The 24,231-nt window shown below is 60.7% G+C and carries 18 protein-coding genes and 1 pseudogene; 7 read left to right on the top strand and 12 right to left on the bottom strand.

The window, feature by feature from the left end; translation table 11 throughout:
- Positions 1 to 16: 16 nt before the first annotated feature.
- From GLS_RS02915 to GLS_RS02885, 6 genes and pseudogenes are all read right to left on the bottom strand, one after another.
- A complete protein-coding gene (locus GLS_RS02915; RefSeq protein ID WP_041111047.1) occupies positions 17 to 1,267 on the bottom strand; it encodes an MFS transporter in 1,251 nt (416 codons plus the stop codon).
- Between the two features lie 32 nt (positions 1,268 to 1,299).
- Positions 1,300 to 2,619: a four-carbon acid sugar kinase family protein gene (locus GLS_RS02910; RefSeq protein WP_041111045.1), complete on the bottom strand. Its 1,320-nt coding sequence runs from the start codon at positions 2,617 to 2,619 to the stop codon at positions 1,300 to 1,302.
- A gap of 22 nt (positions 2,620 to 2,641) precedes the next feature.
- On the bottom strand, positions 2,642 to 3,913 hold the full coding sequence (gene oiaX, locus GLS_RS02905; RefSeq protein WP_196756961.1) for a 3-oxo-isoapionate-4-phosphate decarboxylase OiaX: 1,272 nt from the start codon (positions 3,911 to 3,913) through the stop codon (positions 2,642 to 2,644).
- Positions 3,914 to 3,975: 62 nt separating this feature from the next.
- Positions 3,976 to 4,803: a phosphogluconate dehydrogenase C-terminal domain-containing protein gene (locus GLS_RS02900; RefSeq protein ID WP_041111043.1), complete on the bottom strand. Its 828-nt coding sequence runs from the start codon at positions 4,801 to 4,803 to the stop codon at positions 3,976 to 3,978.
- Between the two features lie 332 nt (positions 4,804 to 5,135).
- Positions 5,136 to 5,851, bottom strand: a pseudogene (locus GLS_RS13065) (IS5 family transposase); the annotation flags it as partial.
- A 205-nt stretch (positions 5,852 to 6,056) separates the two neighbouring features.
- Positions 6,057 to 7,427, bottom strand: a complete 1,371-nt coding sequence (locus tag GLS_RS02885) for an NAD-dependent succinate-semialdehyde dehydrogenase (protein ID WP_041111041.1) — start codon at positions 7,425 to 7,427, stop codon at positions 6,057 to 6,059.
- Between the two features lie 201 nt (positions 7,428 to 7,628).
- Between GLS_RS02885 and GLS_RS02880 the strand changes: the two genes are divergently transcribed.
- The gene (locus GLS_RS02880; RefSeq protein ID WP_041111039.1) at positions 7,629 to 8,018 is read left to right on the top strand and encodes a winged helix-turn-helix transcriptional regulator; all 390 of its coding nucleotides are present in this window, start codon (positions 7,629 to 7,631) and stop codon (positions 8,016 to 8,018) included.
- A 144-nt stretch (positions 8,019 to 8,162) separates the two neighbouring features.
- Positions 8,163 to 8,570 carry a tautomerase family protein gene (locus GLS_RS02875; protein WP_041111037.1) on the top strand — a complete coding sequence of 136 codons (408 nt, stop codon included), beginning with the start codon at positions 8,163 to 8,165 and terminating at the stop codon, positions 8,568 to 8,570.
- Positions 8,571 to 8,625: 55 nt separating this feature from the next.
- Here GLS_RS02875 and GLS_RS02870 read toward each other — a convergent pair whose 3' ends face one another.
- Complete coding sequence (locus tag GLS_RS02870; protein ID WP_041111035.1) at positions 8,626 to 13,878, bottom strand: Hint domain-containing protein; 5,253 nt, start codon at positions 13,876 to 13,878, stop codon at positions 8,626 to 8,628.
- Positions 13,879 to 14,178: 300 nt separating this feature from the next.
- Between GLS_RS02870 and GLS_RS02865 the strand changes: the two genes are divergently transcribed.
- Positions 14,179 to 14,478, top strand: coding sequence for a hypothetical protein (locus tag GLS_RS02865; protein ID WP_041111033.1), 300 nt, complete (start codon positions 14,179 to 14,181; stop codon positions 14,476 to 14,478).
- A 21-nt stretch (positions 14,479 to 14,499) separates the two neighbouring features.
- Here GLS_RS02865 and GLS_RS02860 read toward each other — a convergent pair whose 3' ends face one another.
- The 3 genes from GLS_RS02860 to GLS_RS02850 all read right to left on the bottom strand — a co-directional run bounded on the left by GLS_RS02860 (position 14,500) and on the right by GLS_RS02850 (position 17,395).
- Positions 14,500 to 15,624: an SMP-30/gluconolactonase/LRE family protein gene (locus GLS_RS02860; protein ID WP_041111031.1), complete on the bottom strand. Its 1,125-nt coding sequence runs from the start codon at positions 15,622 to 15,624 to the stop codon at positions 14,500 to 14,502.
- Between the two features lie 74 nt (positions 15,625 to 15,698).
- Positions 15,699 to 16,895 carry a DUF2075 domain-containing protein gene (locus GLS_RS02855; protein ID WP_041111029.1) on the bottom strand — a complete coding sequence of 399 codons (1,197 nt, stop codon included), beginning with the start codon at positions 16,893 to 16,895 and terminating at the stop codon, positions 15,699 to 15,701.
- Positions 16,896 to 16,915: 20 nt separating this feature from the next.
- Positions 16,916 to 17,395: an aminoacyl-tRNA deacylase gene (locus GLS_RS02850; protein WP_041111027.1), complete on the bottom strand. Its 480-nt coding sequence runs from the start codon at positions 17,393 to 17,395 to the stop codon at positions 16,916 to 16,918.
- Between the two features lie 313 nt (positions 17,396 to 17,708).
- Here GLS_RS02850 and GLS_RS02845 point away from each other — a divergent pair, with 313 nt between their 5' ends.
- Entirely contained in the window at positions 17,709 to 18,497 is a 789-nt protein-coding gene (locus GLS_RS02845) for a triose-phosphate isomerase (protein ID WP_041111025.1), read from the top strand.
- A complete protein-coding gene (locus tag GLS_RS02840) occupies positions 18,497 to 19,318 on the top strand; it encodes a DeoR/GlpR family DNA-binding transcription regulator (protein ID WP_041111023.1) in 822 nt (273 codons plus the stop codon). Before GLS_RS02845 ends, GLS_RS02840 begins: the two co-directional genes overlap by 1 nt.
- Here GLS_RS02840 and GLS_RS02835 read toward each other — a convergent pair.
- Positions 19,305 to 20,354 carry an alpha-E domain-containing protein gene (locus GLS_RS02835; RefSeq protein ID WP_193363836.1) on the bottom strand — a complete coding sequence of 350 codons (1,050 nt, stop codon included), beginning with the start codon at positions 20,352 to 20,354 and terminating at the stop codon, positions 19,305 to 19,307. The genes GLS_RS02840 and GLS_RS02835 overlap by 14 nt on opposite strands.
- Complete coding sequence (locus GLS_RS02830) at positions 20,336 to 21,766, bottom strand: circularly permuted type 2 ATP-grasp protein (protein ID WP_052327434.1); 1,431 nt, start codon at positions 21,764 to 21,766, stop codon at positions 20,336 to 20,338. Before GLS_RS02830 ends, GLS_RS02835 begins: the two co-directional genes overlap by 19 nt.
- A gap of 381 nt (positions 21,767 to 22,147) precedes the next feature.
- On the opposite strand from GLS_RS02830, the gene GLS_RS02825 reads away from it, so the two are divergent.
- Positions 22,148 to 23,038, top strand: a complete 891-nt coding sequence (locus tag GLS_RS02825; protein WP_080691985.1) for a transglutaminase family protein — start codon at positions 22,148 to 22,150, stop codon at positions 23,036 to 23,038.
- Positions 23,025 to 24,110 (top strand): zinc-binding metallopeptidase family protein, encoded by a 1,086-nt coding sequence (locus GLS_RS02820; RefSeq protein ID WP_041111019.1) that lies wholly within the window; start codon positions 23,025 to 23,027, stop codon positions 24,108 to 24,110. Before GLS_RS02825 ends, GLS_RS02820 begins: the two co-directional genes overlap by 14 nt.
- The last annotated feature ends 121 nt before the right edge of the window (positions 24,111 to 24,231 follow it).

The raw sequence follows: 24,231 nt of genomic DNA, 5'->3' as shown, positions 1-24,231 counted from the left end.
CTGGCCAATGGTTACGTCATGAAACAATGGCTTCGAGTTCCTGCCCCGGCGAAATGGGCCGGAGCAGCGCAGTGACGAGCATGCCAAGTGATCCAAGCACGGCAACGACGACCCACGTCAGTGTCGGATTGTGCTGGCCGGCGACCGCTGTCCAGAGGACGCTTCCGGAAACGAACCCCAACACCAGCATGGCAGCGAGAAAACCGACGGCGGTTCCGCGAATGCGTGTGGGGAAGCTCTCGCTCTGGTAGGCGTATCCTGCAGCCGACCAAACGCCGTTTGTGATCTGATACAGGAAGAAGTAGTCGAGAACGATGAGCCAGTAAGTCTGAGCATAGAGAAAAATGAGGCTCAGCGGTGCCACAAGGGCAGCAGAAAGGACGATGACAGTCTTGCGCCCTATCCGTTCGCCGAGCCATCCACCACCGACATAGAAGAAAAAACCGGCGCCTCCCGACAGAAGCATCAGGAAGCTCGCCTGATGGCTTGTGAAGTTCTTGTGCTCCGTCAGCCAGTAGGTGATGTAGAAATTCGTGGCCACGTAACTTGTGCCGTATGAAATCCACCCGATCGACAAAATCACGAGTTGACGCCGAATATCGCCCGGCATGAGGAAAAGTTCCCGGAGTGTGGGCTTCGTTCCCTCAGTCGCCTGGCGTATTTTTTCTTCCTCGAACCGTTCTGATTCCTTTATGAAAGCGCGGCCGAGCATCACAGCGAGGATGGGTAATACACCTAGAAGGAACACGAAGCGCCAACCCATTCTGTCGAAAATCAGGTAGACCCCGGAGGCAAGAAAAACTCCCAGCGGCCATCCACCCTGCACGATCGAGTAGAGAAGGCCGCGATTGCGCGCAGGCAACTGCTCGTTGACGATCGTGATGGAGACGGCAAGTTCGGAGTAGGCAAGGCCCGATGCCAGTGCTCTGACCGTGGCAAGTTCCCAGAAATTATGCACAAAGCAGGTCATTCCAGTGAAGATGGCCGTGCCGCTCATGCAGATCATCCACATCCGCTTGCGGCCGTAGCGGTCCATACCGTAGCCTACGAAGAGGGTGACGATAAATTGTGCGCCGTAGACAACGAAGCCGAGAATGCCGAGTTCATATTCGCTGATGCCAAGGCTCTGGGCGATTTCTGGCAGGGCAAGAACTAGAAGATTGACATCGTATGAAGCCAGCGCCCACCCGGCGCATGCCACCACGATAAGATAGAAAATATATTTCGGGCTTGAGGATAGGCTCCGATACGCGATTTTCGAATCCATGAGCGTTCTCTTCTGTTCCGGTTCGCCTGGCTTCAGGCCAGACCGTGCAGGATGTTGGAAAAATAGGCGTCGTTCCCGACCTGACCGCCTTTGAGGGCGATTTGGAGACCGTCCAGATCAGGGTCATCCGAATGTGCCGTGCACAGCGGCGAGCCGGGCGTCTGCGGGATGGGAAGGCACAGGGTTAGCGCGTAAATCCCCATCTCCTTCAAAGCATGACTGGAAGTATCGCCACCAGCGATGATGGCGCGTCTCAATCCTGCTTGTCGGACCAACTGAGCAAGGAGCTGGCCGAGGCCGCGTCCGATAGCATGACGTCCATCCATGGCAGAGGCGGCGAGCTCGGCGCCTAAATCAGTATCGGGGCCGAGCGCGGTATGGACGATCACGCTTTGTCCCTTATCCAGGGCGTCCAGCGCTGCCTGTGTAACGTCGATCAGGGTATCCCTGGCGCCGTGGTCTAGAAATGCCCGCGGGTCCAGAGAAAGGCGGACGAAGCCTTGACTGACCGCGTGCTCGATCTGACGGGCCGTTGTCGGGGAGACACTGCCCGAGACAACGGCGATTTTTTCCACTGCACCCGGTGCCTCGAAAGAAAGCGCGTGCAGATCGCAATTGTGCACGTTCCAAGCATGCGCGAGTGCATATTCGACGCCCGACGAACCGATCACGAAGCGACTGCCGTTATGCTGCAGCCGCACGAGTTGACGCCCGACGGCCGTCTGACTGGCTGTGTCGAGCACATCGAAGAGGAGGGCTTCCGCGTCAGCGGCGATCCGATCAACGGCTGCGTCGGAATGTGAAGTCGGAAAATCGACTAGCACAATACGGGCGGCTGTCTGTTTTGAGAGATGGGCTATCAGATCCGAGTCTGCCATTGGCGTCACAGGGTGGCGCGCCATCACAGGATGGCGGTCAATGCGGTAAGTCCGATCTTGGAAGGCTGCGAACAGATGACCGAACGCCGTGTAGCGACGCAGTTGAGGCGCTCCCACGACGATCGGAACGGGCGCATGACCAAAAATCTCGCGGCCGATGTCCAACGCAGTGCCAATATTGCCGACCTCTGGTGAGGAATCAAAAGTCGAGCACACTTTGTAATGGGTTATTTCCGCATCCAGCGAATGCAGCCACTGAAAGGCGGCGCGCAGATGCACACGCATCCATTCAGGTGTTTCGCTTCGGCTTGTGCCAGCGAGTCCGATGGCGCGCACGTCTGCGAAAACGGCGCGCTGTTTTTCCGTCGGGGGGTCGATGAAGAGCACGGTTGGTACGCCAACGAGACTGAGAGCCTCCATGACATCCGTTGATCCTGTCAGATCATCGCCATAATAGGCTATCATGAGTTTCATGACCATTTTCCGATCGTTTGCACTATGCAAGGTCGAGTTGCCCGAATGTCTCCAGGGCATGGCGAAGTTCGGAGTGGGTATTTGCGTGGACTGCGAGCGGAATTTCGCGTGCCGCGGCGTCCCAGGCCTGTCGGACCGCGCGCACGCCGGCGGCCGGCCCGTCGGGATGACTGACGATGCCGCCGCCACAGAGATAAAGAAGGTCGAGTGTCTTGCCCGTGCGTTTCCATGTCTCCGGGGCCTGACCACCCCACTGTCCTGAACACACGACCGGCATGCATACGTCGGAGGGAGCGAAGATCGGCGTCGTACAGTCGGAAAAAGCCTGAACGAAAGATTCGTCGGGTTCCCAGTATTTCGCGCGAATACCATTGATCTGCATCTGATCGACGCCCAGAAGACGCCAGAATTTGCAATATACCTTGAAATCCATCCCCAGACCCGGATGCCGCGTCAGAATGTCCCATCCATTGCGATGAGCGTGCAGAACAAGACGGCTGCGCTTGCGCAGAAAGGCCATTCCGCCGAAGCCGACCGACTGGATATTGATGACGGCCGCGTTGCCGCCCGCATTGGCGACGATGTCGTGATTTCGCATCATCACGTCCGGATCGGTCGCGGAAATTCCAAATGCATACATGACCTTGCGACCGGTCTTCTGCTCATGCTCCAAGATGACAGGCATTACGGCCTTCACACGCTCCTCGAGCGGCGAGTAGGCAGGGGACATGAGTTTTTCATCGTCCTTGATGAAATCGACCCCGGCGTCGACAAGATCGCGCACGAGGTCTGCCGTCTCGTGGGGGCGCAAGCCCAGCGCGGGCTTGATGATTGTTCCGATAACGGGACGTCCTTCCACGCCTGTCAGCATGCGGGTGCCCGATGTGCCGAATTGTGGACCGGCGTAAGCGTTCCGGAACGATTGGGGCAGCGCGATATCGCGAATTCGAATGCCACTGAAGCCACGTATCGAAAACACGCCTCCCATAGTTATCGTCATGATGGCCGCTAGATCGGGGCCCACGGCTGCAACGGGGTAGGCGATATCGGCCTCAATGCGACGATACTCTCGCGCTCCGGCTTCCTGAGGAAATGAGGGTATTCCAACCGGCGAAAGATGACGGATATCCACCACACGAGCGGAGACGCGTGCCTTGAGTTCTGGCGTTTCACCCGCCAGTGGCACGAATGTGCCTGTCGACTGATCGTGCGCGATCTTGTACGCGAGCGCTTCGGGATCGCCAGCGCTTTCGATGAGGTAGGTCACAACGACCATGTCGGTCAGACAGGACATGCTCAAATACTCTCTGATCGCGAAATGAGGTCAGGAATCTGGCGAGACAGGAATACTGCTCGTCAGGTAATACGTTCGATGCTGGCGGCGATTTCCTCGGGCTCAAAAACGCGGCGCCAGGTGTCACGCATCAGCATGGGTTTTCCGAACTGGATCGCCTTGTTACAGGCGTCGGAGAACACGCCTGGAGTTTCCTCGAAAATGACGGAGCCAAGCACGTTTAAATGGCCCAGCAGGAAATCGCGCGCGGCGACCTTGTCGACACCTCGCGCCACCACCTCGTCCATCGCCTCCCGCATGACGACCAGCAAAGTTGCGGCCACGGTTTCCGAGAGACCAGGCTCAAGAAGTGCCATCTGCTCGACCGTAACGCGATGCGAACGCATCACGGGGGCCCAGATGACCTTTGCGATTTCTTCGCCCAGTGCGAATGCTTCTTCGGGACCCTGCATCAGGGCGCTGACGATGTGCTGCTTGGCGTGAATGCCACCGAAAAAATCCCGCTTGGCCTCCATGCTGGTCTCATCGTTAAAAATGGGCGGATGGCACGGATGCGTGACAAAATAGGTTAGATCGTCCCGCTGCGGGAGATGCCCGGCGAACGGTGCAGCGGCGTCCAGAGCGATCACCATCGTGCCGGGCGAGAGCCGATCGGCCAGTGACGCGGATACATGCCCGATCAAGGTGTCGGGTACAGCAAGAATCACGACATCCGCTTGGGTGAGAGCGTCATCCTCGGAGACGCATTCGATTCCCAGGGTCGTTTGGAGGCGTTCCCTCCCGGATGCTCCGGGTTCGACATGCGCCACTTGGAACGCCGAATGTTGTAGATTGGACGCCAGCCGGAAACCCATTTTTCCGCCAGCACCGAACAGTGCAATTTTTGTCATGCCACGTCTGCTTCACCAAAGTTGGGAACACTAGACTGGTATGATGATCATACAATGCGGGCAACTGGCAATTTAACATCTCTCGTATTTGTTACGAACAAACCATATCAGTGTTATCTTTGCGTTTTAAATTTTATCGGTTTGGCGGAAGCGCGCGGCGCCCCGCGTCATTCTTCCATCCTGCGGCTCAAGGCAGTAAGGCGAAAAAACTATCAGAGCTATTACCTGCTCCGTCTGGCAGGGAAACACCGTGGTCGACCGTCTGTTCTGACGGCACGCCAATGTAGACACCCGCGAACTGAGGGACGTAGGCCGGTCGTTAGGCTCAGGACTCATAGCCAGAAGATGACGGTTGCGGCGAGGCAGATGGCGGAGCAGAAGACATTCGGGCATCTGTCATAGCGTGTTGCAATACGCCGCCAGTCCTTGAGCCTTCCGAACATCATCTCGATGCGATTTCGGCGTTTGTATTTCCGCCTGTCGTATTTGACCGGTTTTCCGCGAGATTTCCGTCCTGGAATGCAGGGCTTTATCCCTTTCTCTTCCAGGGCGTCCCTGAACCAGTCGGCGTCATACCTGCGATCTCCCAGCATCCATTGTGCTGCAGGAAAACTGTCCAGCAAGGCAGCGGCACCGGCACCGGTACCGGTACCGGTATAATCGCTGATCTGCCCTGCAGTCATGAAAAAGCTCAGCGGTCGTCCGTTCTGATCCGTGATCGCATGCAGCTTCGTATTCATACCGCCTTTGGTGCGACCGATCAGGCGGCCCGGATCCCCTTTTTGAGCCGCAGGCTCGAAGCCGTGCGGTGCGCCTTGAGATACGTCGCATCAATCATAATCGTCTGAGGCCCGGTTTTCGCAGCAGACAGGCCATCCATCATCCGCATGAAAATGCCCATGTCGCCCCAACGCTTCCAGCGGTTGTAGAGCGTCTTGTGTGGACCGTATTCCCGGGGCGCATCACGCCAGCGCATCCCATTGCGGTTCACAAAAATGATGCCGCTCAGCACACGGCGGTCATCGACGCGAGGTTTGCCGTGGCTCTTGTATTAACTTCAAAGGTTCCTGGCAATTTAGGAGAAAATCACTGAATGCTGGCAATATGGAGAGTTATGAATGACTCTGCGCACGGATGTAGATTCTATAATAGTGAAAATGGACGTTTCTTTATAAAGGCTGCGCCTTTCCGGAACTCCCGGACAGGAACCGATTGTCGGGCACCTGTCTGACGTGACAGATGCCCGAAGTGGCTTATCCGATCCGGACAAGCTTGCGGTTGATGAATTCCTCGATGCCGAGGAAGGACAGTTCCCGTCCGAAGCCGGAATTCTTGATCCCACCGAAGGGGAGTTCCGGTGCGGCTGCGGTGGCCGTGTTGATGAAGACCATGCCGGTCTCGACCTGCTCGGCGACCTTTTCCGCACGCGCGATATCCCGTGAGAAAACCGCACCTCCAAGCCCGTAAGGCGAATCATTGGCCAGATCGATCGCGGCCTGCTCCGATGCGACCTTATGGACGACTGCCACCGGGCCGAAGATCTCCTGATAAAAGACTGGATTGTCCTTTGACACATCCGTCAGGATGGTCGGCTCCATGAAGAACCCCTTGCGGTCCATCCGCTTGCCGCCGGCCACAAGCGTCGCGCCGCCCTTGACCGCTTCCGCCGTCTGATCGAGCGCCAGTTCCATTGCCCGCAGACTGCTCATCGGACCATGGGTGGTGTCCCTGTCGAGCGGGTTCCCGATCCGGAAACGGGTGATGGCGGTTTTGAGCCCATCGAGGAAGGCATCGTAAACCTTCTCATGCACGATCATGCGCTTGGCCGCCGTGCAGACCTGCCCGTTATTGGCAAACCGTCCCCAGACAGCCCATTTCACGGCCAGCTCAAGATCGGCATCATCAAGCACGATGAACGCATCGCTGCCACCCAGTTCCATCGTGTCCTTCTTGAGCGCAGCACCCGCCTGGGCCGCCACGGCCTGGCCGGCGCGTTCACTTCCCGTCAGCGCAACCCCACGGACCCGATCATCTTTGATGAGCTCTGCGGACTGGTCATTATCCAGAAAAATATTGGCATAGGCCCCGACGGGCGCGCCTGCGTCGTGAAACAGTTTCTCAAACGCCAGGGCGCATTGCGGCACATTGGGCGCATGCTTGGCAATGACCACATTGCCCGCCATGAGATTGGGGCCCGCGACACGCGCCAGCTGGTAATACGGGAAATTCCATGGCTCGATACAGTAAATGATCCCGAGCGGCTGGTTGATGACTTTCGCCTGGCCGGTCTTCACCTTGAGAGGTGTGGGAGCAAGAAATTCTTCCGCGCCGTTTGCATAGAACGACAGGATATCAGCCGTGACGTCGATTTCCTCAAGCGCGTCGGGCAGGGCCTTGCCCATTTCCGTGGCGATCAGGCTGGCATGATGCTGCCGGTCCCGGCGCAGCAGATCAGCGGCTCTGGACACGATCTCCTTGCGTTGGGCAATGCTCCGAAGCTTCCAGTCCGTCTTCCAGACATGCTGGGCACGGTCCGTGATGTCCTTCATCTGCGCCGGCGTGTGCAGGTCAAAGCTGCGTTCGACGGTTTCCGTCGTTGGATTAAAAGTCTGATAGACGATCATGTCGGCTTTTCCTTTCCATGAAATAACTGGAACTGTAGCCAGGCGCTTCTTCACTAATACGTGTGGTCAGGGCAAAGAAAGCAGGTGATCAGGCCGGGTTTAAAATAGAAATACGCTATTGGTCCTGTCATTCAGGATTGTCCCGTTGACTTTGCCGCGCAAGAACGCACATAAACCGCCATTAGTGTCAGGAATGATACCATGCCGCGAACACGTCACACGACCCTCAACTGTAGTCCGGGCTGCACAGTCGAAGCCACGCTCGAACTGTTCGGCGGGAAGTGGAAAGCCCTGATCCTGTATCATCTGTTCGAAGAACCGGTGCTGCGTTTCGGAGAATTCCGCCACCGCCTGCCCAATGTCACGCAGCGCATGCTGACCAACCAGCTCCGTGAACTGGAAGCGGATGGTCTCGTCTCCCGGACTGTGTTCCCGGTCGTCCCCCCGCATGTCGAATACCGGCTGACGGATCTGGGAAAGACCCTGAAACCCGTTATCCAGGCCCTCAAGACATGGGGGGATCAGTATGCCCATTCCCCCGAAAGAGAAAAAAGACTGAAACAGGATCAGTCTGCGCAAATCACCGCATGAACCGGTAGATTTCTGCAGCACCTTTCGGATGTAGTTCCCAAATAATCGTACCCGGGACGATCAGGATGAATTTACTTCCTGACCAAGCCGGTGCGCCGTCATTCTGGATTCCGGTTTTCATTGCCTGAAGACAGGAGACACCCCATGCCTCTCATCCGCTTTGACCTGCTGGAAGGCCGTTCCGAAACGGAACTGGCCGCAATCCTCGATACGGCCTATCAGGCCGTCCTCGACGCGTTTCACGTGCCACCCCGTGACCGGTACCAGATTGTTTACGAACACAGGAAAAGCCGGGTGCGGATCGAGGATACGGGGCTGGGCATCCCCCGCACCGATGACGTCATGATCCTCTCGATTACGACGCGCCCGCGCAGCGGGGAGGAAAAGACCGCCTTCTTCCGCATCCTGACCGAAGCACTGTCCGAAAAATGCGGCATTGCCCCCAGCGACGTGATGGTGAATTACGTTGAGAATACGGATGCCGACTGGTCCTTCGGCAACGGGGAGGCCCAGTTCCTGAACGGAAAACTGGGCACTCCCAAAGCGTCCTGACCGGAACGCGCTGAGCCGTGATCCGGACGGAAGAACCCGTCCGGACCTACCGGATTCAGCCGGCTTTCTGCAGGGCTGGTCTCTCGCTGAGAGCCAGTTCGAGCGCCGTGGTAACAGCCCGGCTGGAGAAGCCTTCGTCCGCAAAGGCCTGACCGGCTTCGATCAGTCCGGACAGGTCCGGGCTGTTGTGCAGGGCCACAATCTGCGCGGCCAGAGCCGCCGCATCCCCCTGCACGAGGTCCTCAAGCGCACCCGGAAGGGCGAGCCCTTCGGCTGCGACCGGCGTCATGACGCAGGGCAGGCCGGAGGCGAGGCTTTCAATCACCTTGCCCTTGATGCCCGCCCCGAAACGCAGCGGAGCGACGCTCAGGCGATGGGCCGCCAGAACCGCTCCGAGATCCTGCGCATGTCCGCGAACCCGGATGCGTTCATCCGCGAGCGCATGGAGGCTCTCGGGCATGTCCGCTCCGACCAGCGTGCAGCAGATGGTCGGATCAGCCGCCCAGACGGCCGGCATGATCTCGTCCACCAGCCAGCGTGCCGCATCGGCGTTGGGCGCATGGGCATAATTGCCAACGAACACCACGCCATCGCGACGGACAGAAGAACCGTTCTGCGCAGGAATGGCCCAAGGCACGACATGCACATTCGCCTGCGGCAGATCCTTGCGAAGCCGGGCTGCCTCGGCTTCGGAATGCGTCAGGACAGCATCGGCCTGAAGGGCCGCCCTGTATTCGGCAACACGGATCTGATTGGCCTGCGCCATCAGTTCGGGCCGTCCCTGAACGGCGGCCTGACGGGCAAGACGCAAGAAGTGCAGATCCGCGACGCTGTACAGCACGCGGGCCCTGCGCTGGTTGCGGCGCACCAGCGCCATGTAGCGCGTCGCGATGTCCTCGCGATGCAGATATACGACGTCGAAGCTGTTGGCCTGACGCCGCAGCACGTCTTCCACCGACGCAAAGAACGGCTGCCCGAGGACGGTGACGCCGGGCAGTCCGTCCAGTGGGAACGTCCGGTCCATCTGGTCGGCAGCGACGAAGCAGACGTCGTAGCCGAGTGCTTCAAGAGCCGTCATGTGCGACAGGATGGCCTGTGATCCGGCATCGCGTTTCGCGTCCGGATGCTGCCCGTCGATAACCAGCGCCCGTTTGCGCGTCACGTTGTCTTTCGTAGACAGGCCACGGCGACGCAGGGCCGCATCGAACGTGGCCGTCGCCATGCCGCTCGCGGCATCCGAGCGCGCCTGACGGAGCTTTTCCACCTGTGCCAGCAGGAAGGACAGGACCTGATCGCCGTCCTGATCCTCCGCAGCAGCAGCCACGGCGCGCGCAACACTGCGGGTCATGTCGGCGTCGAAAGCGTTCGCCGGTTCGATAACCTGGGGCTCGCCAAGAAGCGCACCGTCAGAAGTGCGCCGGATCTCCAGAATATGGCGGGTCATCGGCGACAGGCCACCAGGCAGCAGAACGTCGAAACCACACAGCACCGGCCGGCCGGTGCGCGCCACGTCCGGACGACGCCCGTTGGCGACAACCGAAGCGAGAACGGCACCGTTATCAACGATCTGCAGCGTCACGGCCTCATCGGGCGTGGCCGGGTTGCAGACCCAGCCTGCGATACGGTTGCGCGTTGCAATATCGATGCAGCCGTCCAGCGGTGCGGCCGGGACGGTTGCGACAATGGTCTGGCGCGCCTGCTGTGCGGCCTGATCCATCATCCAGGGGCAATGGCCGAGCAGGGCATGATCATCGGCCCGGCGGATTTCCAGAACGTGACGTTCCACAGCGGACAGGCCACCCGGAATGTCGAAATGAAAACCGCAGGCACTGCCGACATCGTCCCGCATGCGATCAGCCAGAACTTCGCCCAGAACCACACCGTTATCGACGATCTGCAGCCGCACGGGCCGCTCACTGCCGGGCACGCGGGCCCAGCCCCTGACATGGCTGTGGGTGGCGACGTCCAGATACCCTTCAAGCGGCGCCAGTGCCGCGGTTTTCCGGGCAGCAGGGTTCAGGCGGCGGCGGATGGCCTCAAGCTGCGCGCCTTCCTCGACGCGCGGCGCACAGTAGCGGGCCGCCACCGTACCCGCATCCGGATAGAGGACGTCATATTCGCCGGCATTGTGGAACATGCCGCGCGAATGATCGTCCACAAAGGTTTCGGACTGCGTGCCGTTGGCGATGATGATGTCGTGCTGTTCCAGTTCGACATGGAAATAGGCCACTTCATCCATGCGCTCGGCCTGCACGACGGTGCTGCCATTGACCAGCAGAACAGCCGGAACCAGAACACCATCCAGATACATCGCATGCAGCGGCGAAACCGACAGATCCTGATGCGGCAGACCATGCCCGAGCGATCCGCGACGGAACACGACCGGCAGGATATCGCGGTTGCCATTGGCGAACGTGCCGGAATAGCTGCGGCGGCCAATCCAGCGGATCGGGCGCAGACCATTGGTGGCTGTCTGGACCAGATCGCCGATCTGCAGCGTCTCGACAGGCACTTCGCCACGATCTGTGAGGATCAGCGTCCCCCGGCAATAGCAGGGCGTGCCTTCCGCCAGCAGCATCGTACCACCGGACCCATCGGCGGCCAGGCTGAAGAAATCGGCGTCATACGAACCATCGAGGCTGATCGTATACGTGCTGCTTCCGCTCGTGACGGTGAGTGTTGACGCATCCGTCAGGGTCGCGGTGGCATCGCTGGACCAGGCCATCTCCGGCAGGTCGATCTTTGCTCCGCTGGCAAGAGTGATGCCGCTGGCAGTGCTGCCCGCATACAGGGCAAGGCGGCTGCCATCCCCGACCGTGATCCCGGAGGCCGTGCTGCCGCTGTGAACGGCGGCAGTCTGCCCGGAAGCCAGGCTGACATTCGACAGGGCCGCACCGTTCGTTGCGCTGTAATCCGTCATTTCCAGCAGGGTAACGGACGGATCATGATCGGACTCGCCCGTCAGCGACCCCGTGTTGACGTGGATCGTCTCGAACTTCCCGGCGCTGGCAAAAGCCGAACTGCCGATCGTGTGATCCAGCGATTCCGCATTGCCCTCAAAGATATAGGTGTAGCGGTTGGACGGATCTTCCGTGGTGCTCATGTCCGTCAGGCCGGCATTGGCATAGACCTGCTGGGCATCGCTCCATTCGGTGTCGTTGAAATCCCCGAGGATACCCACCTTGGCGGTCGGGTCACTGGTCAGCAGTCCGTTGACGTAGTTCGTGATGTACTGCGCCTGGGCGATGCGGTTGTTGACCGTCCCCGTCGTGCCGCCATGGTTCACGGGCGGCTGGGTCGAACCATAAAGCTCGCTGCTGCCGGCCTGCGAGGACAGATGTACGTTGACGAGCGTGACCGACTGGCCATTGAACTCGAACGTGCCGACCAGCGGCAGACGGGTATTCTTGAAAGTGCCGCTGGCCAGTTCCTCGTCACCGATGGTCGTGACGGGCGCGGCAAGGGTGACGCGCTCTGGATTGTACAGAAAGACGCTGCGGATATTGCCGCCCGAAACGCCGCCCGAGGCATTGTTGGTCGGGTCCACCTCGGCCCAGGAATAGGTCGGACCGCCCGCATCCGCGATGGCCTTGACGATGGCCGCCAGGTTCTGTTCCGCGCTGACCGTCCCGTCATTGGTCGTGCCGCTGTCGTCCTGGATTTCCTGAAGCGCCAGCACGTCCGGGCTGTCGAGATTGTTGACGATGATCTGCGCGACCTGCTTCAGACGGTCGGCATTCGCAGGGTCCAGCGCGTTGAAGTTCTCGATGTTGTAGTCGCTGACCAGCAGGTTCTGGTCGTCCTTGTGCAGGGACGTGACCGGCGCCGGCGTGTCGGTATGCACAACCGTGACCTGCGTGGTCGGGACCAGCTCATAGACGCCATTATAATAGGTCAGCACACCCGTGATGTCGCCGAGCTTGTCCCCGACTTCCGCGCTGATGGCAGACCCCGGCGTGACGCCGCTGTCGTAATAAAGCTCGATCCGCTGCGTATTGACGCTGTCGGCCGTTTCCTGAAGCGCGCCAGTGGGCGTCAGCAGTCCATCACCACCATCGGGCACGACCCAGGTCGCGTTCGAGGCTGTGGCGCCAACAGCCACGGCATCATGGATCGTGATGACCTGACCAATCAGGTTGCGGTAGAAATCGAGCGCATTAGTGTCGGGGCTGAGGGAGGCCGTGCTCTTGTTCAGGTCGATCGCCTGCGTCAGATCGCCCAGATAGGACGCCGCCGGAACCGTCAGACCGCCCTGGCCAACAACCGTCGGCGTCACGTTCACATAGGCCGCGCCGGTATCGGTATAGGAGACGAGGTTGATTTCCGGCAGGGTGAGGGACTTGCTCCATGACGTGCCGGAATAGTTCGTGACCGTTCCCGTGACGGACACGGTCTCGCCCACCGTCGGCAGCGTCGCCGTCTTGCCCGCATAGATGAAGATGCCCGCACTGCCGACCGTGTTCTTGTCGGCATTCGTCTGCTGGATCCAGAAACCGATGCTGCCATTCGTGTCCACAGCCGTCACAACGCCCGTGGTCATGACGGAGGTGTTGGCATACGGGCTGTAATAGCCGGTGCCATTGATCTGCTGGATCGTCAGGTCCTGCGGCGTCGTCGTATCACTGCCCGATCCGGACCCGCTTCCCCCCGTGTCACTTCCTCCCGTGTCGCTGCCGCCAGAACCGCTGCCACCCGTATCCGAACCGCCCGATCCACCGGTGCTGCCCCCCGAAGAGGTACCGTCATTCGCCGCACCGGGCGTGACCAGAACCTTGCCTGCCGCGGCAACGGTGCCATAGCCGTCGATCCCGGCGAGGGACGGATCATCCGCAACCCAGTCCGAGGTGCTGTCCGTATCCGTCCCGTCGGGGATGCGCGAGGCGCCGTTGATGATCGAACCCGTCAGGACAGGCGCGCCGGCATAGGTCGGATCGCCCTTGCCGCCATCGGACACGGCAATCGTGTCTCCGATTTCGGACCAGGGGGTGGATGTGAACGTCCCCGCATTGGCCGTATCGAGGTCATCGCCGACCTTGCCGGTGAAATCCTTGACGAGAAGAACAGTCTGCGTGCCGTTCTGCAGCGTGTTCGTCTGGAAAGGCGTGACCCAGTAACCGTCGCTGTTCGTAACGCCCAGTGTAAAGACATTGTCGATCTTGCCCGCCGCAGTGCCGTCACCATCGACGACAATCAGGGACCAGGCGCTGTAATCCGTGCTGGCATCGCCCTTTACTTCAATAAATTCGTCAGGATCACCGGCTACACTTGGGTTGAACATGAACTCATTTATGAGAAGCTTTGACGCCATTGCATATCATCCTGACGAAAGGGGTTTTCCGTAAGTGTTACTAAACGGTAAACGCCTATTCGGAGGAATGTGAAGTAAAGAGTCAATATGTTTCATTTAAAATACGAAATGAATCACATAACCTTCATTATGTGACTTTGTATTTCAAATATATGATCCTGTGTGTCACGTTCCGGCATGGTTTCTGACGTCGGGACATCTGTTGCCGTAAATCTGTGTCATTGTTCGTTGCTGTGCCAACGGTTCATGTCGGTTATGACAGACGCCCCGTATCAGCCCCGGTCCGGGAAGGAGCAGCGTGTGACACAGCGGATTTTTGTCGTGATGATTCTGGCGGGTCTGGCGGGATGTTCCCATCCGCGCCCGCAACCGGCCGACAGCCGCTCGGCGCTGCTGCGCCCCCTCGCGACCAGCGGTTCGGACAACCAGAAAGACACCACCAGGTCGGACCACAAGATCCATGGCGCCGTCAGCGTCGGAACAGGTTTCGGCGGCGGGGGAAATTACGGCCTTGGCCCCCAGTCCGGCTTGCAGTCCGGTCTGGGGAGCATGACGGGCACCGGTACGGGCGGGATGGGGCTGACGCCGGAGAGCTGGTAAAGCCCCCGGCGTTGCGTGCCCTCAGTTCAGAGGGGCGATCTTCACAACGATATACGGCATGACTTCCAAGTCCTTGCCGCCATGGAAAACCGGCAGCCGCGCCCACTGCCCGATCGTGCCGTACAGCGCGCCATTGGCGTAGGTCAGGCCATCAGGCTCCGTCATGCGCGGATCATGGGCCACGACGGACATTTCTCCATCCGGCTTGCGGCGCAGGATGGCATGACGCTCGTCATCCGTGATGTAGAGCGACCCGTCCGGCCCGGTCGCCATGCCATCGCCCATACCGGTTTCGCCCTCATCCTTCACGGCCCGCTCCAGCGTCGCTTCGCTGGCTTTGGGATCGGACAGCACGGCCGTCGGTGCGGAATAAAGGCGGCGGCTGGTCTGCGGCTGCCAGTAGAGCGTCTGCTGGTCCGGGCTGATGGCAATGCCGTTCACACCACCCTGCGGCACCACGGCATGGTTCGGGTCATAACGCCCCGCAACACCGTCCATCACGGCAACAAAACCCTGCACCGGCATGACGGAAACCGTATCGGCCAGAATACGCCGCTGATGCCCCGTCGCCAGATCAACGACGATCAGCGCCGGATGCACATCGGTGGACGTATCTGTAATGAAGGCCGTTCCAGCGGCGCCATGCGTCAGATCGATGCGCACGTCATTGACGTGGCTGTCCGGCAGCAGGGCCGGCGCTCCCAGCGGAATGACCTGCGCGATCTTCCCGCTTGCCGGATCGATCCGGAAGAGCTTCTGCGCGCCCGCAACAGTCCCCGTTCCCGCGACCATACCTTCATCCAGAACCCAGAGCTGCCCCTTCGCATCAACCGTCATGCCAAGCGGGGAGACAAACTGCTCCTGCGCGGCCGCATCGGGGAAGGGCGTCAGCCTGCCATTGGCATAGAGCGCCAGACGCGGCCCGGAATGTTCATGCGCACTGCGCGGAAAGCCAAGCACCAGCCGCCCGTCGGGCAGGACCGCAATGCCGGACGGCTGGGCGTTGGAAAACCGCCCGATGATCTGCACATTGCCCGAAGGGAGCGTGCCCTTGTCCACCGTCTGTGCGGCGAGGGCAGGGGACGCAGCGGACAGCGCGGCGAGACCGGCGCTGAAAGTGAGGGCCAGAAGTGTCTGACGGGGCATGGGTGAAATCTCCTTTGCCGCACAGGACCAGAGCGGCTGCATGATGACAACTCACGCAAACGCGAGCACAGAGGTCAGGTTCGCAGCAGGCGCTCACGCAGGGCGGGATCATGGGCATACAGGAACAGCCCGTGGATGCCGCGTGTGAGGATGACATTCAGCGCATTGAGAATGACGCGCTTCTTCGCCTCTTCCGGCGTCGCAATCCCGTCGCGCCCCTGAAACGCCGCGCTGTCCTCGTAACGCTCCGGCCGCACCCCGATCCGGTCATTCTTCGCGTCATAGAACAGCGACGGCCCGAGAATGACGCCCGCATAATTCAGATCGAAGCCCTGGATCGTATAGACGGACCCCACCTCGTCGATCGTATCCGGCCGCTCGGCCCAGGGCAGTTTCTCGCTCGGCAGGGAACGGTCCCAGCGCAGGCGGAAATCGCCTTCGGTGATGAAATGATCCTCACCGTTGAGCGTGTAGGGGTAGTCATAGGTCGAAAGCAGGCGGCACAGGCCGTATTTCGCATTGCACGCACACAGATCCGCATAGAGCTTCGCGCAGTCATCATAGATGCGAAGATCAAAAGAAGGATCTTCCGGCCGCGGCAGGATCTCCCCCTGGCCCAGCGCATCAATCCACGAACATGTCGCCGGACTGGCCGAAACGCGGAACTGCGTGTCGAGATGGAACGTCTCCGAAGGGCGCCCCTTGCGGAAACTCTCCAGCAGATCGGTGGACCAGTGGCTCTTGAACTTCAGGACCTGCAACGGATCGAACACCACCACCACGATCCGCGCCCAGCGCAGGATTTCTTCCAGATGGTTCTGTTGTGCGAAATGGTTGTAACGGTCCGGCCGCGTCAGCAGCAGATGCGCCTCGTCCACCAGAACGATATCCGCGCGCTTCCCGGTTTTGGCGGATTTGTTGATGAAGGTCGTCGGGCGTTCGTAATCGCTCTTGCGCAGGTTGGGCATGGTGGCCGCGATATTGCGATAGAGCTTGAGCATCTCCGGATGGTTGACGATCACCATATTCCGCAGACCGCGCAGCGGATCATCCGCCGCGCCACTTCGCGCCCGGGTCTGGAGCGTATTGAAGATCGCGTTCAGGACAACGCTCTTCCCCGTGCCCGCCGCACCCTCGATGACGAAAAGCGCGCTGTCATCCGCCTGATGCCGCTCGCAGAACGACACCACCCGATGCAGCAGCTCTGTCTGCGGCCCGGACAGCGCAAGCTCGGGGGAGAGCTTGTGCGTCGCGGCATTGTCCAGCGCCATGGGGGAAGCGGTCACGCGGCTCAGTCCGCGGCGATATCAGCCACTTTGGCATCCGTGGCGCGCTGGGCATCTGCCGGCGTGATCCGCACCACAAAACCCTGACCGCCCGCATTGATATAGACATGTTCACGCGGCATGGCAGCCTGCGAGATCACCACGGGGATCGGCGTTTTCGAACCGAACGGGCTGGTCCCGCCGGACTGGAACCCCGTCAGTTCCTGCGCCTTCTCGGGGTTCATCATCCGCGCATTGCGTCCATCGAACAGCGCCGCCACCTTCTTCAGGTTCATTCGCTGATGGGCCGGGGCCACCACGCAGACCGGCTGCTTCTTGTCCACTTCGACCACCAGCGTCTTGAGCACGTCTTCGGGGGCTACGCCGATGGCCTCGGCCGCCTGCATCCCGATCAGCCCGCCATTGGGGGCGTATTCGTAATCATGGACGCTGAAGGGAATATTTTTCGCTGCCAGAAAGGCCGTTGCAGCTGTTTCGCGGGTCATGTGAGCGCTCCGTTGCCAGAAACAGGTCTCCACAGGCCGGGCGGCTGAAACCGGTCAGGATCAGTCCCGGCAGGACCTGCAATATTCTGACATCTATATGGAGGCCTGGAACCGGATTGGCAACACGACGCTTTACTCAGGGAGCATCCCCGCCCCGGGGCCTGTTTCAGGGGCGGAGAGATGTATCGTTATTCATGGGACGGCTGCCATTTTTTCTGTTATGGTTTAGCGGTAAAGATATTCCGGAGAAGTCGGGATCCGGGAGAATCGGCATGAGTGCCCGGCCAGTTGAAACCCTGTCGTGAGGTTAACCGTGGATCAGAAGACCGTCTGGATCGGGACGAACTGGAAAATGAACAAGGGCCCCGCCGAAGCTGTTGCGGCGGCCCGGGCCCTTGCGGCCTTTCGTCCCCCCGAGGGCGTTCGGACCTTCGTGAATCCGCCGTTCACGTCCCTGAAAGACGTGAGCGCGGTCCTTCAGGGCAGCCCTATGATCGTGGGCGCGCAGAACATGTTCTGGGAAGACAGCGGCGCCTGGACCGGGGAAATTTCCGCGCCGATGATCGCCGAATGCGGCGCGTCCATGGTGGTGATCGGCCATTCGGAACGCCGGCAGCATTTCGGAGAGACGGACTGGACGGTGAACCTCAAGGTCCGCGCGGCGCTGAAACACGGTCTGCAGCCGCTGGTCTGCATCGGCGATACGCTGGACGAGTTCGAGTTCGGGGTCTCGCAGGAAACGCTGGCCCGGCAGGCGAAAATCGCACTGCACGGGCTGTCGCAGGAGGATTTCGCCCGGGTTCTGATCGCCTATGAGCCGGTCTGGGCCATTGGTGCGGCAGGCCGCCCGGCAGAAGCCCCGTTCGTGTCGCAGATCCATACGAAACTGCGCGCCGTGATGCAGGACATCACCGGCCCCGACAGCACCGTGCGGATCCCGCTGCTCTATGGCGGCAGCGTGTCGCAGGCCAATATCCGCGACTATGTCGCGCTGCCGGACGTGGACGGAGTGCTGATCGGCCGCGCAGGCTGGGAGCCTGCGGATTTCATGAAACTGATCGACAGCGTCAGCACGCTGGTCTCTGCCAGGGTGGATGCCTGATGAATGCCGTGCTCGTGGAAGGGCAGGTTCTGTCTGGCCGCCGGCGCGGGATCCTTGACTATGTCACGGAGCGGGGCGTGGTGCCGGTCGGGGACCTGCTGGAGCGGTTTTCGCTAAGCCGGGCCTCGATCAACCGGGACCTTCTGGCCCTGTCCGCCCAGGGACTGCTCCGCCGGATCGGGCCGGACATCACGGCCCTGCCGAGCGCAAGTTCATCGGGGAGCGTGGTGTACCGCGCGCGGCAGGCCGTTGCGCAGAAACAGGCCATCGCCGCGCTCGCAGCCTCCCTGATCAGCCCGGGCGATACGGTGGCGCTCGATGATTCCACAACGGTGCGGGCGATGGCAGACAGCCTTTCCGCCATCGCGCCGCTGACGGTCGTGACCAACAGCCTGGGGCTCGGCACGCGTCTGGGAGCCTGCGAGACGCTCGGCCTGATCGGCCTGGGCGGACGGTACAGCCCGACATTCGAAGCCTTCGTGGGGATGGTCTGCGAACAGAGCGTGATGTCCATGCGCATCGACCTGGCCTTCGTCTCCGCTGCCGCCATCCACGGCCTGACGGCCTATCATCAGGTCGAGGAAGTCATCCGCGCCAAGCAGGCCCTGATGGCAGTGGCGGACTCCCGCGTGCTTCTGGTGGACAGCGGAAAGTTCGGCAACTCGGCCATGAGCCGGCTGGCGTCACTTTCCGAGTTCGACGTGGTCATCACCGATGACGGCATCGATCCCGCTTACGCCGCAATGCTGCGCGATGCCGGTGTAACGCTGAAGATCGCAGCCGTATCCCCGCCTGTGGAGAACGCCCTCACTGCGGGGTGAGCGTCTCCTCACGCGTCATGACCGGGGCCGCGGGCCAGAATGTGACCGAGACTTCCGCCTGCAGGGCCGCAAGCTGGTCCTGGATATAGGTCATGTATTCATGCAGCCCGCGGGAAATGATGTCCTCGGCCGTCTGGTCCTCAAGCGTTGCGCGCAGATTGATGATGCGCTCCTGAAGCGGGCTGCACTGGTGACGCAGGTTATAATGTGTGGACAGCGCGTTGAGCGTGTTGTCCACCTGCCGCAGATTGAGCATCAGGGAGCGCGGAAAACCTTCGTTCTTGAGCAGAAAACCCACCACATTGGCCGGCGTCGTCGTAACGGGCTGCAGACGCCGGAACGCGTGATACGCAGCCGCCGAGCGCAGGACAGAGCCCCACTGCGTGATATCCATCTGCGACCCCGAGGTTTCACCGCCGGGCAGAAGCGTATGGTAGCGGATGTCGATCAGACGGGTGATCTGGTCGGACCGTTCGAGATATTTCCCCAGCAGATAGAACAGCCAGGCCTGATCGCGGTACAGCGTGCCTTCCGTGACGCCAAAATGCGTCTGGCAGTCCTGTTTGAGGCGGTTGCACAGCCCGGACAACCCGTTGCGCCGGATATCGGGGGTGGAGAGCTCCATCATGCTCCGGGTGAAAACATTGAGCTGCATCCACATCTCGGTGGAAATCAGCGGCCTCGCCGAGCGTGCATTCTCGCGGACCATGTGCGCCATGGCGCGGATGGAGGTCGGGTTCGCACTTTCCGTGATGTAGAAGGCGAGGATGTTCTCTTCCGTCGCGGGAAGGGGATAGATCGCGGCGTAGCGCTCCTCGTCCGAATTGATCTGAAGGATCGAATCCCAGCCAGGGCTGCCATCGGGATTGCGGACGAAGGCTTCCGTGACTTCCAGAAGACGCGCGAGATTCTCGATCCGCTCCATATAGCGGGCAAGCCACATCATGCTTTCGCCATAGCGCGACAGCAGCATGTTCAGATTGGCGAGCATGGCGGGAAAACGTGTGCCGGTCTGTGTCATCGGGCCATCACCCATGTATCTTTCGAGCCGCCGCCCTGAGAGGAATTGACGACCAGCGAGCCCTTGCGCAGGGCCACGCGGGACAGTCCGCCGGGGAGAACCCATGTGTTGTGTCCGGTCAGGGCGAACGGCCGGAGATCCACATGCCGCGCCTCGACACCGCTGGGGCACAGCGTCGGGGAGACGGAAAGATCGATGACGGGCTGGCTGATATAGTTGGACGGGTCCTCAAGCAGCTTGGCGCGGAACTCGTCCAGTTCGGTCTGCGTGGCCTGCGAGCCGATCAGCAGACCATAACCGCCGGACTCGCCAACCGGCTTGATGACCAGCTTGTCCATATTGGCCAGAGTGTAAGCGAGACCTTCCTCTTCGGCGCAGATATTGGTCTGCACGCTGTCGAGAATGGGATCTTCCCCCAGATAGTAACGGATAAGACGCGGCATATAGGCATAAACGGCCTTGTCGTCCGCCACACCCGTTCCCAGCGCATTGGCCAGCGTGACATTCCCGCGCCGATAGGCTTCCACAAGCCCCGGCACGCCGAGCATGCTGTCGGGGTTGAAGGCCAGCGGGTCCAGAAACTCGTCGTTCAGGCGCCGGTAGATCGAATGGACCGGGCGAAGTCCTGCCACGGTCCGCATATAGACGCGATGGTTCTCAACGATCAGATCCCGCCCTTCAACAAGCGGCACTCCCATCTCGCGCGCCAGAAAAACATGCTCGAAATAGGCGGAATTATAGATACCCGGCGAGAACAGCACGACCTGCGGATCACTCACGCCCTCGGGTGCAACCTCGCACAGCGTCTGGTGCAGCCTCAGCCCATATTCTTCGACCGATCGCAGAGGCATGCCCGACGCCAGATCCGGCATCAGCCGCAGCATCATGTGCCGGTTCTCGATGACATAAGACACACCCGACGGCGTGCGGGCATTGTCTTCGAGCACCATGAAACGCCCGCTGCGGTCGCGGATCAGATCGGTCCCGTTGATATGGACATAGACGTCGCCAGGCACGCGCACGCCGACCATGGCTTCGCAGTAATTCGGATTGTTGAGCACCAGATCGGCGGGGATGATGCCATCCCGCAGGACATGGCGCTCATGATAGATGTCCCGCAGGAACAGATTGAGCGCTTTGACGCGCTGCTGCACGCCACGGTCGATATGGTCCCATTCCGCAGCCGTAAGGACACGCGGGATCATGTCGAACGGCAGGATGCGGTCGATCGCTTCGCGGTCGGAATAGACCGTGAAAGTAATGCCCAGACGATAGAGCTGCGCTTCCGCCGTGTTGGTGCGGTGGCGCAGTTCGGCAAGATCGAACCCCGCGAGACGGTCACGAACGGTCTGAAGGCTCGGGGGGAGCGCATCCGTCCGGTTCATGAGTTCGCAGAAGAAATCCGGCGTGTCATAGGCAGCGAACATCCCGGCCGCACTTTTGGGAGCAGCACTGGCCGGAGAAGCGCTGGCAGAAGCGGGACTGGGAGACTGCAAAACCGGCCTGTTCATTCTCTGCCTCACAACCCTGTTCATCGCCGGCCCTGTGCCGATGGAAAACCCGATCAGCCGTGCCGGTTCATTACGATATTTTATTAACGGAGCAAGATTCCAGCGCTTTGCCAAGCGTGAAATTTTCCATTTGGACGGATCGGGAAAAGTCCGGCGGAAATTGTTGCGGTTCCCGGGAAGACTGATAGGGTAATGTTTCGACTGCTGTCAGACCCAATGGTTGCCGGAACGGGATGGCCCGAAAATCACGTGTCTGAATACGAGTATCTGAAACCGTTTCCACAGGGCCTCCTGAGCATGAATTCCCGCGTCATACTGCGCCACCAGACCCGATATCAGTATGACCGGCCCGTCTTCCTGGGACGTCAGACCGTGCGCCTGTGCCCCGCACCGCGGGTGCGCTCCGCGATCCGCGATTACGCGCTCGAGGTTTCCCCGGAGAACGCGGAGGTGACCTGGCGGCAGGACGCCTATGGCAACCGGGTGGCGGAAGTGCGGGTCCCGGAGCGTGTGACGGGTTTCGATGTTTCGGTCCGCATGGATGTGGATCTGGGCGCCCGGCCGGCCCTGTCCGCGCTTGCGGAAGCGCCGGTCTGTACCGCCTATCGCGATGTGGACGCGGCCGGCGCGCAGGTGTCGCGCTTCGTCGAATCCTGGCGGATGGCGGGAGAGGAAAAGACCTCGGAAGCAGTGGCGGATCTCAACCGCGCCGTGGCGGAGCACCTGACCTATCAGCGCCGGCTTGAGCCGGGAGTCTGGACGCCTGAAGAGACGCTGCAGCGGCAAAGCGGATCGTGCCGGGACAGTGCGTGGCTGCTGGTGACAGTCCTGCGCCATCTGGGGTTTTCGGCGCGCTTCGTGTCCGGCTATCTGATCCAGTCGGACGTCACCGACGGCCTGAACTGCGATCTGCATGCCTGGGCCGAAGCCTGGATCCCCGGAGACGGCTGGGTCGGCTTTGATACGACCTCGGGGCTGGTGGTGGCGCAGCATCACATTCCGCTGGCGGTGGCTGGCCGACCCGAGGAAGCCGCGCCCATTTCCGGAATGCTGGACCGCTGTCGCGCCACGTTCGACGTGACGATGCGCGCGGAGCCCCTTCTGTCCGGGCACGAGGCCCCGGAACTGGCCCCGGAACTGGCCATGATCGGGCAACCCGGTGTAATGCGATCCCATGAAGCTCTTTGAGTGCCAGTCCTGCGGCCAGATCCTCTTTTTTGAAAATACGGTCTGCGAGCATTGCCGCCGTGCCGTCGGATATCTGCCCGAGCAGTCGCTGCTGACGGCGCTGGACCCGGCCGGGGACCGGCTGTGGCATCCGCTGGAGCCATCGGTGAAACACGAACAGGTTCTGTACTGTTCCAATCATGACGATGACGTCTGCAACTGGCTGACGACCCCGGATGCGACAGGGGGCAGGTCGTTCTGTCTGGCCTGCCGGTTCAACCGGACGATCCCGAACCTCGACATCCCCGGAAATCTTGAGCGCTGGCGGAAGATCGAGGTCGCCAAGCACCGCCTGTTCTACACGCTGCTGCGGCTGAAGCTGCCGCTGAAGGACCGGCGTCAGGACCCCGAAAACGGGCTGGTGTTCGATTTCCTCGACGACGCGCCGGACGGCTCATCCTCCGTCATGACCGGACATGCCAACGGCATGATCACCATCGCCATGCGCGAAGCCGATGATGCATCGCGTGAGCGGATGCGCGTCGAGATGGGGGAATATTACCGCACCCTTCTGGGGCATTTCCGGCACGAAATCGGGCATTATTACTGGAATGTGCTGGTGCGCGACGCCGGGCGGCTCGATGAGTGCCGGGCTGTGTTCGGCGATGACCGCGCGGATTACCAGAAGGCGCTCCAGATCTATTACGACAGCCCCACACCGCCCGACTGGCAGGACAGCCATGTCAGCGTCTACGCCACGTCCCACCCCTGGGAGGACTTTGCCGAGACCTGGGCGCATTACCTGCATATCGTCTCCACGCTGGAGACGGCCTGTGCCTTCGGCGTGAGCGTGGATCCGCGGGTGCCGGGGATCGGCCATGCCTCGGGCCGCACACTGGGTGACCCGTACACGCAAGCCTCCTTCGAAGACATCATGCAGGCCTGGCTGCCGCTGACCTATGCGGTGAACAGTCTGAACCGCTCCATGGGGCTGGCGGATTTCTACCCGTTCGTGCTGACGGCCGGGATCATGCACAAGCTGGCCTTCATCCACCGCCTGATCCGCGAGAGCCAGCCCGCTCAGCGGGACTAAACGACCCGGTGTCCTGCACTTCGCATTTTTAGCGATGACGCTGCGGTCTGCCGTTTTTTCTCTGTTTCTCATGGCCGCAGTCCTTCATCGGGCTACAAGCTCTCGAACTCACCCTTTGCAG

Origin of the sequence: Gluconobacter oxydans DSM 3504 (genome assembly GCF_000583855.1) — a bacterium.
In the GTDB taxonomy this organism is placed as follows: Bacteria; Pseudomonadota; Alphaproteobacteria; order Acetobacterales; family Acetobacteraceae; genus Gluconobacter; species Gluconobacter oxydans.
The sequence above is the reverse complement of the archived record's forward strand: the minus strand, read 5'-3'. Positions and strand labels throughout refer to the sequence as shown.

What these genes read in the sequence shown, in the direction of transcription:
- GLS_RS02915 (WP_041111047.1), bottom strand. Translation starts at nt 1,267, where the DNA reads ATGGATTCGAAAATCGCGTATCGGAGCCTATCCTCAAGCCCGAAATAT.
- GLS_RS02910 (WP_041111045.1), bottom strand. Translation starts at nt 2,619, where the DNA reads ATGAAACTCATGATAGCCTATTATGGCGATGATCTGACAGGATCAACG.
- oiaX (WP_196756961.1), bottom strand. Translation starts at nt 3,913, where the DNA reads ATGTCCTGTCTGACCGACATGGTCGTTGTGACCTACCTCATCGAAAGC.
- GLS_RS02900 (WP_041111043.1), bottom strand. Translation starts at nt 4,803, where the DNA reads ATGACAAAAATTGCACTGTTCGGTGCTGGCGGAAAAATGGGTTTCCGG.
- GLS_RS02885 (WP_041111041.1), bottom strand. Translation starts at nt 7,427, where the DNA reads ATGATCGTCTATCAGACTTTTAATCCAACGACGGAAACCGTCGAACGC.
- GLS_RS02880 (WP_041111039.1), top strand. Translation starts at nt 7,629, where the DNA reads ATGCCGCGAACACGTCACACGACCCTCAACTGTAGTCCGGGCTGCACA.
- GLS_RS02875 (WP_041111037.1), top strand. Translation starts at nt 8,163, where the DNA reads ATGCCTCTCATCCGCTTTGACCTGCTGGAAGGCCGTTCCGAAACGGAA.
- GLS_RS02870 (WP_041111035.1), bottom strand. Translation starts at nt 13,878, where the DNA reads ATGGCGTCAAAGCTTCTCATAAATGAGTTCATGTTCAACCCAAGTGTA.
- GLS_RS02860 (WP_041111031.1), bottom strand. Translation starts at nt 15,624, where the DNA reads ATGCCCCGTCAGACACTTCTGGCCCTCACTTTCAGCGCCGGTCTCGCC.
- GLS_RS02855 (WP_041111029.1), bottom strand. Translation starts at nt 16,895, where the DNA reads ATGGCGCTGGACAATGCCGCGACGCACAAGCTCTCCCCCGAGCTTGCG.
- GLS_RS02850 (WP_041111027.1), bottom strand. Translation starts at nt 17,395, where the DNA reads ATGACCCGCGAAACAGCTGCAACGGCCTTTCTGGCAGCGAAAAATATT.
- GLS_RS02840 (WP_041111023.1), top strand. Translation starts at nt 18,497, where the DNA reads ATGAATGCCGTGCTCGTGGAAGGGCAGGTTCTGTCTGGCCGCCGGCGC.
- GLS_RS02835 (WP_193363836.1), bottom strand. Translation starts at nt 20,354, where the DNA reads ATGGGTGATGGCCCGATGACACAGACCGGCACACGTTTTCCCGCCATG.
- GLS_RS02830 (WP_052327434.1), bottom strand. Translation starts at nt 21,766, where the DNA reads ATGTTCGCTGCCTATGACACGCCGGATTTCTTCTGCGAACTCATGAAC.
- GLS_RS02825 (WP_080691985.1), top strand. Translation starts at nt 22,148, where the DNA reads ATGAATTCCCGCGTCATACTGCGCCACCAGACCCGATATCAGTATGAC.
- GLS_RS02820 (WP_041111019.1), top strand. Translation starts at nt 23,025, where the DNA reads ATGAAGCTCTTTGAGTGCCAGTCCTGCGGCCAGATCCTCTTTTTTGAA.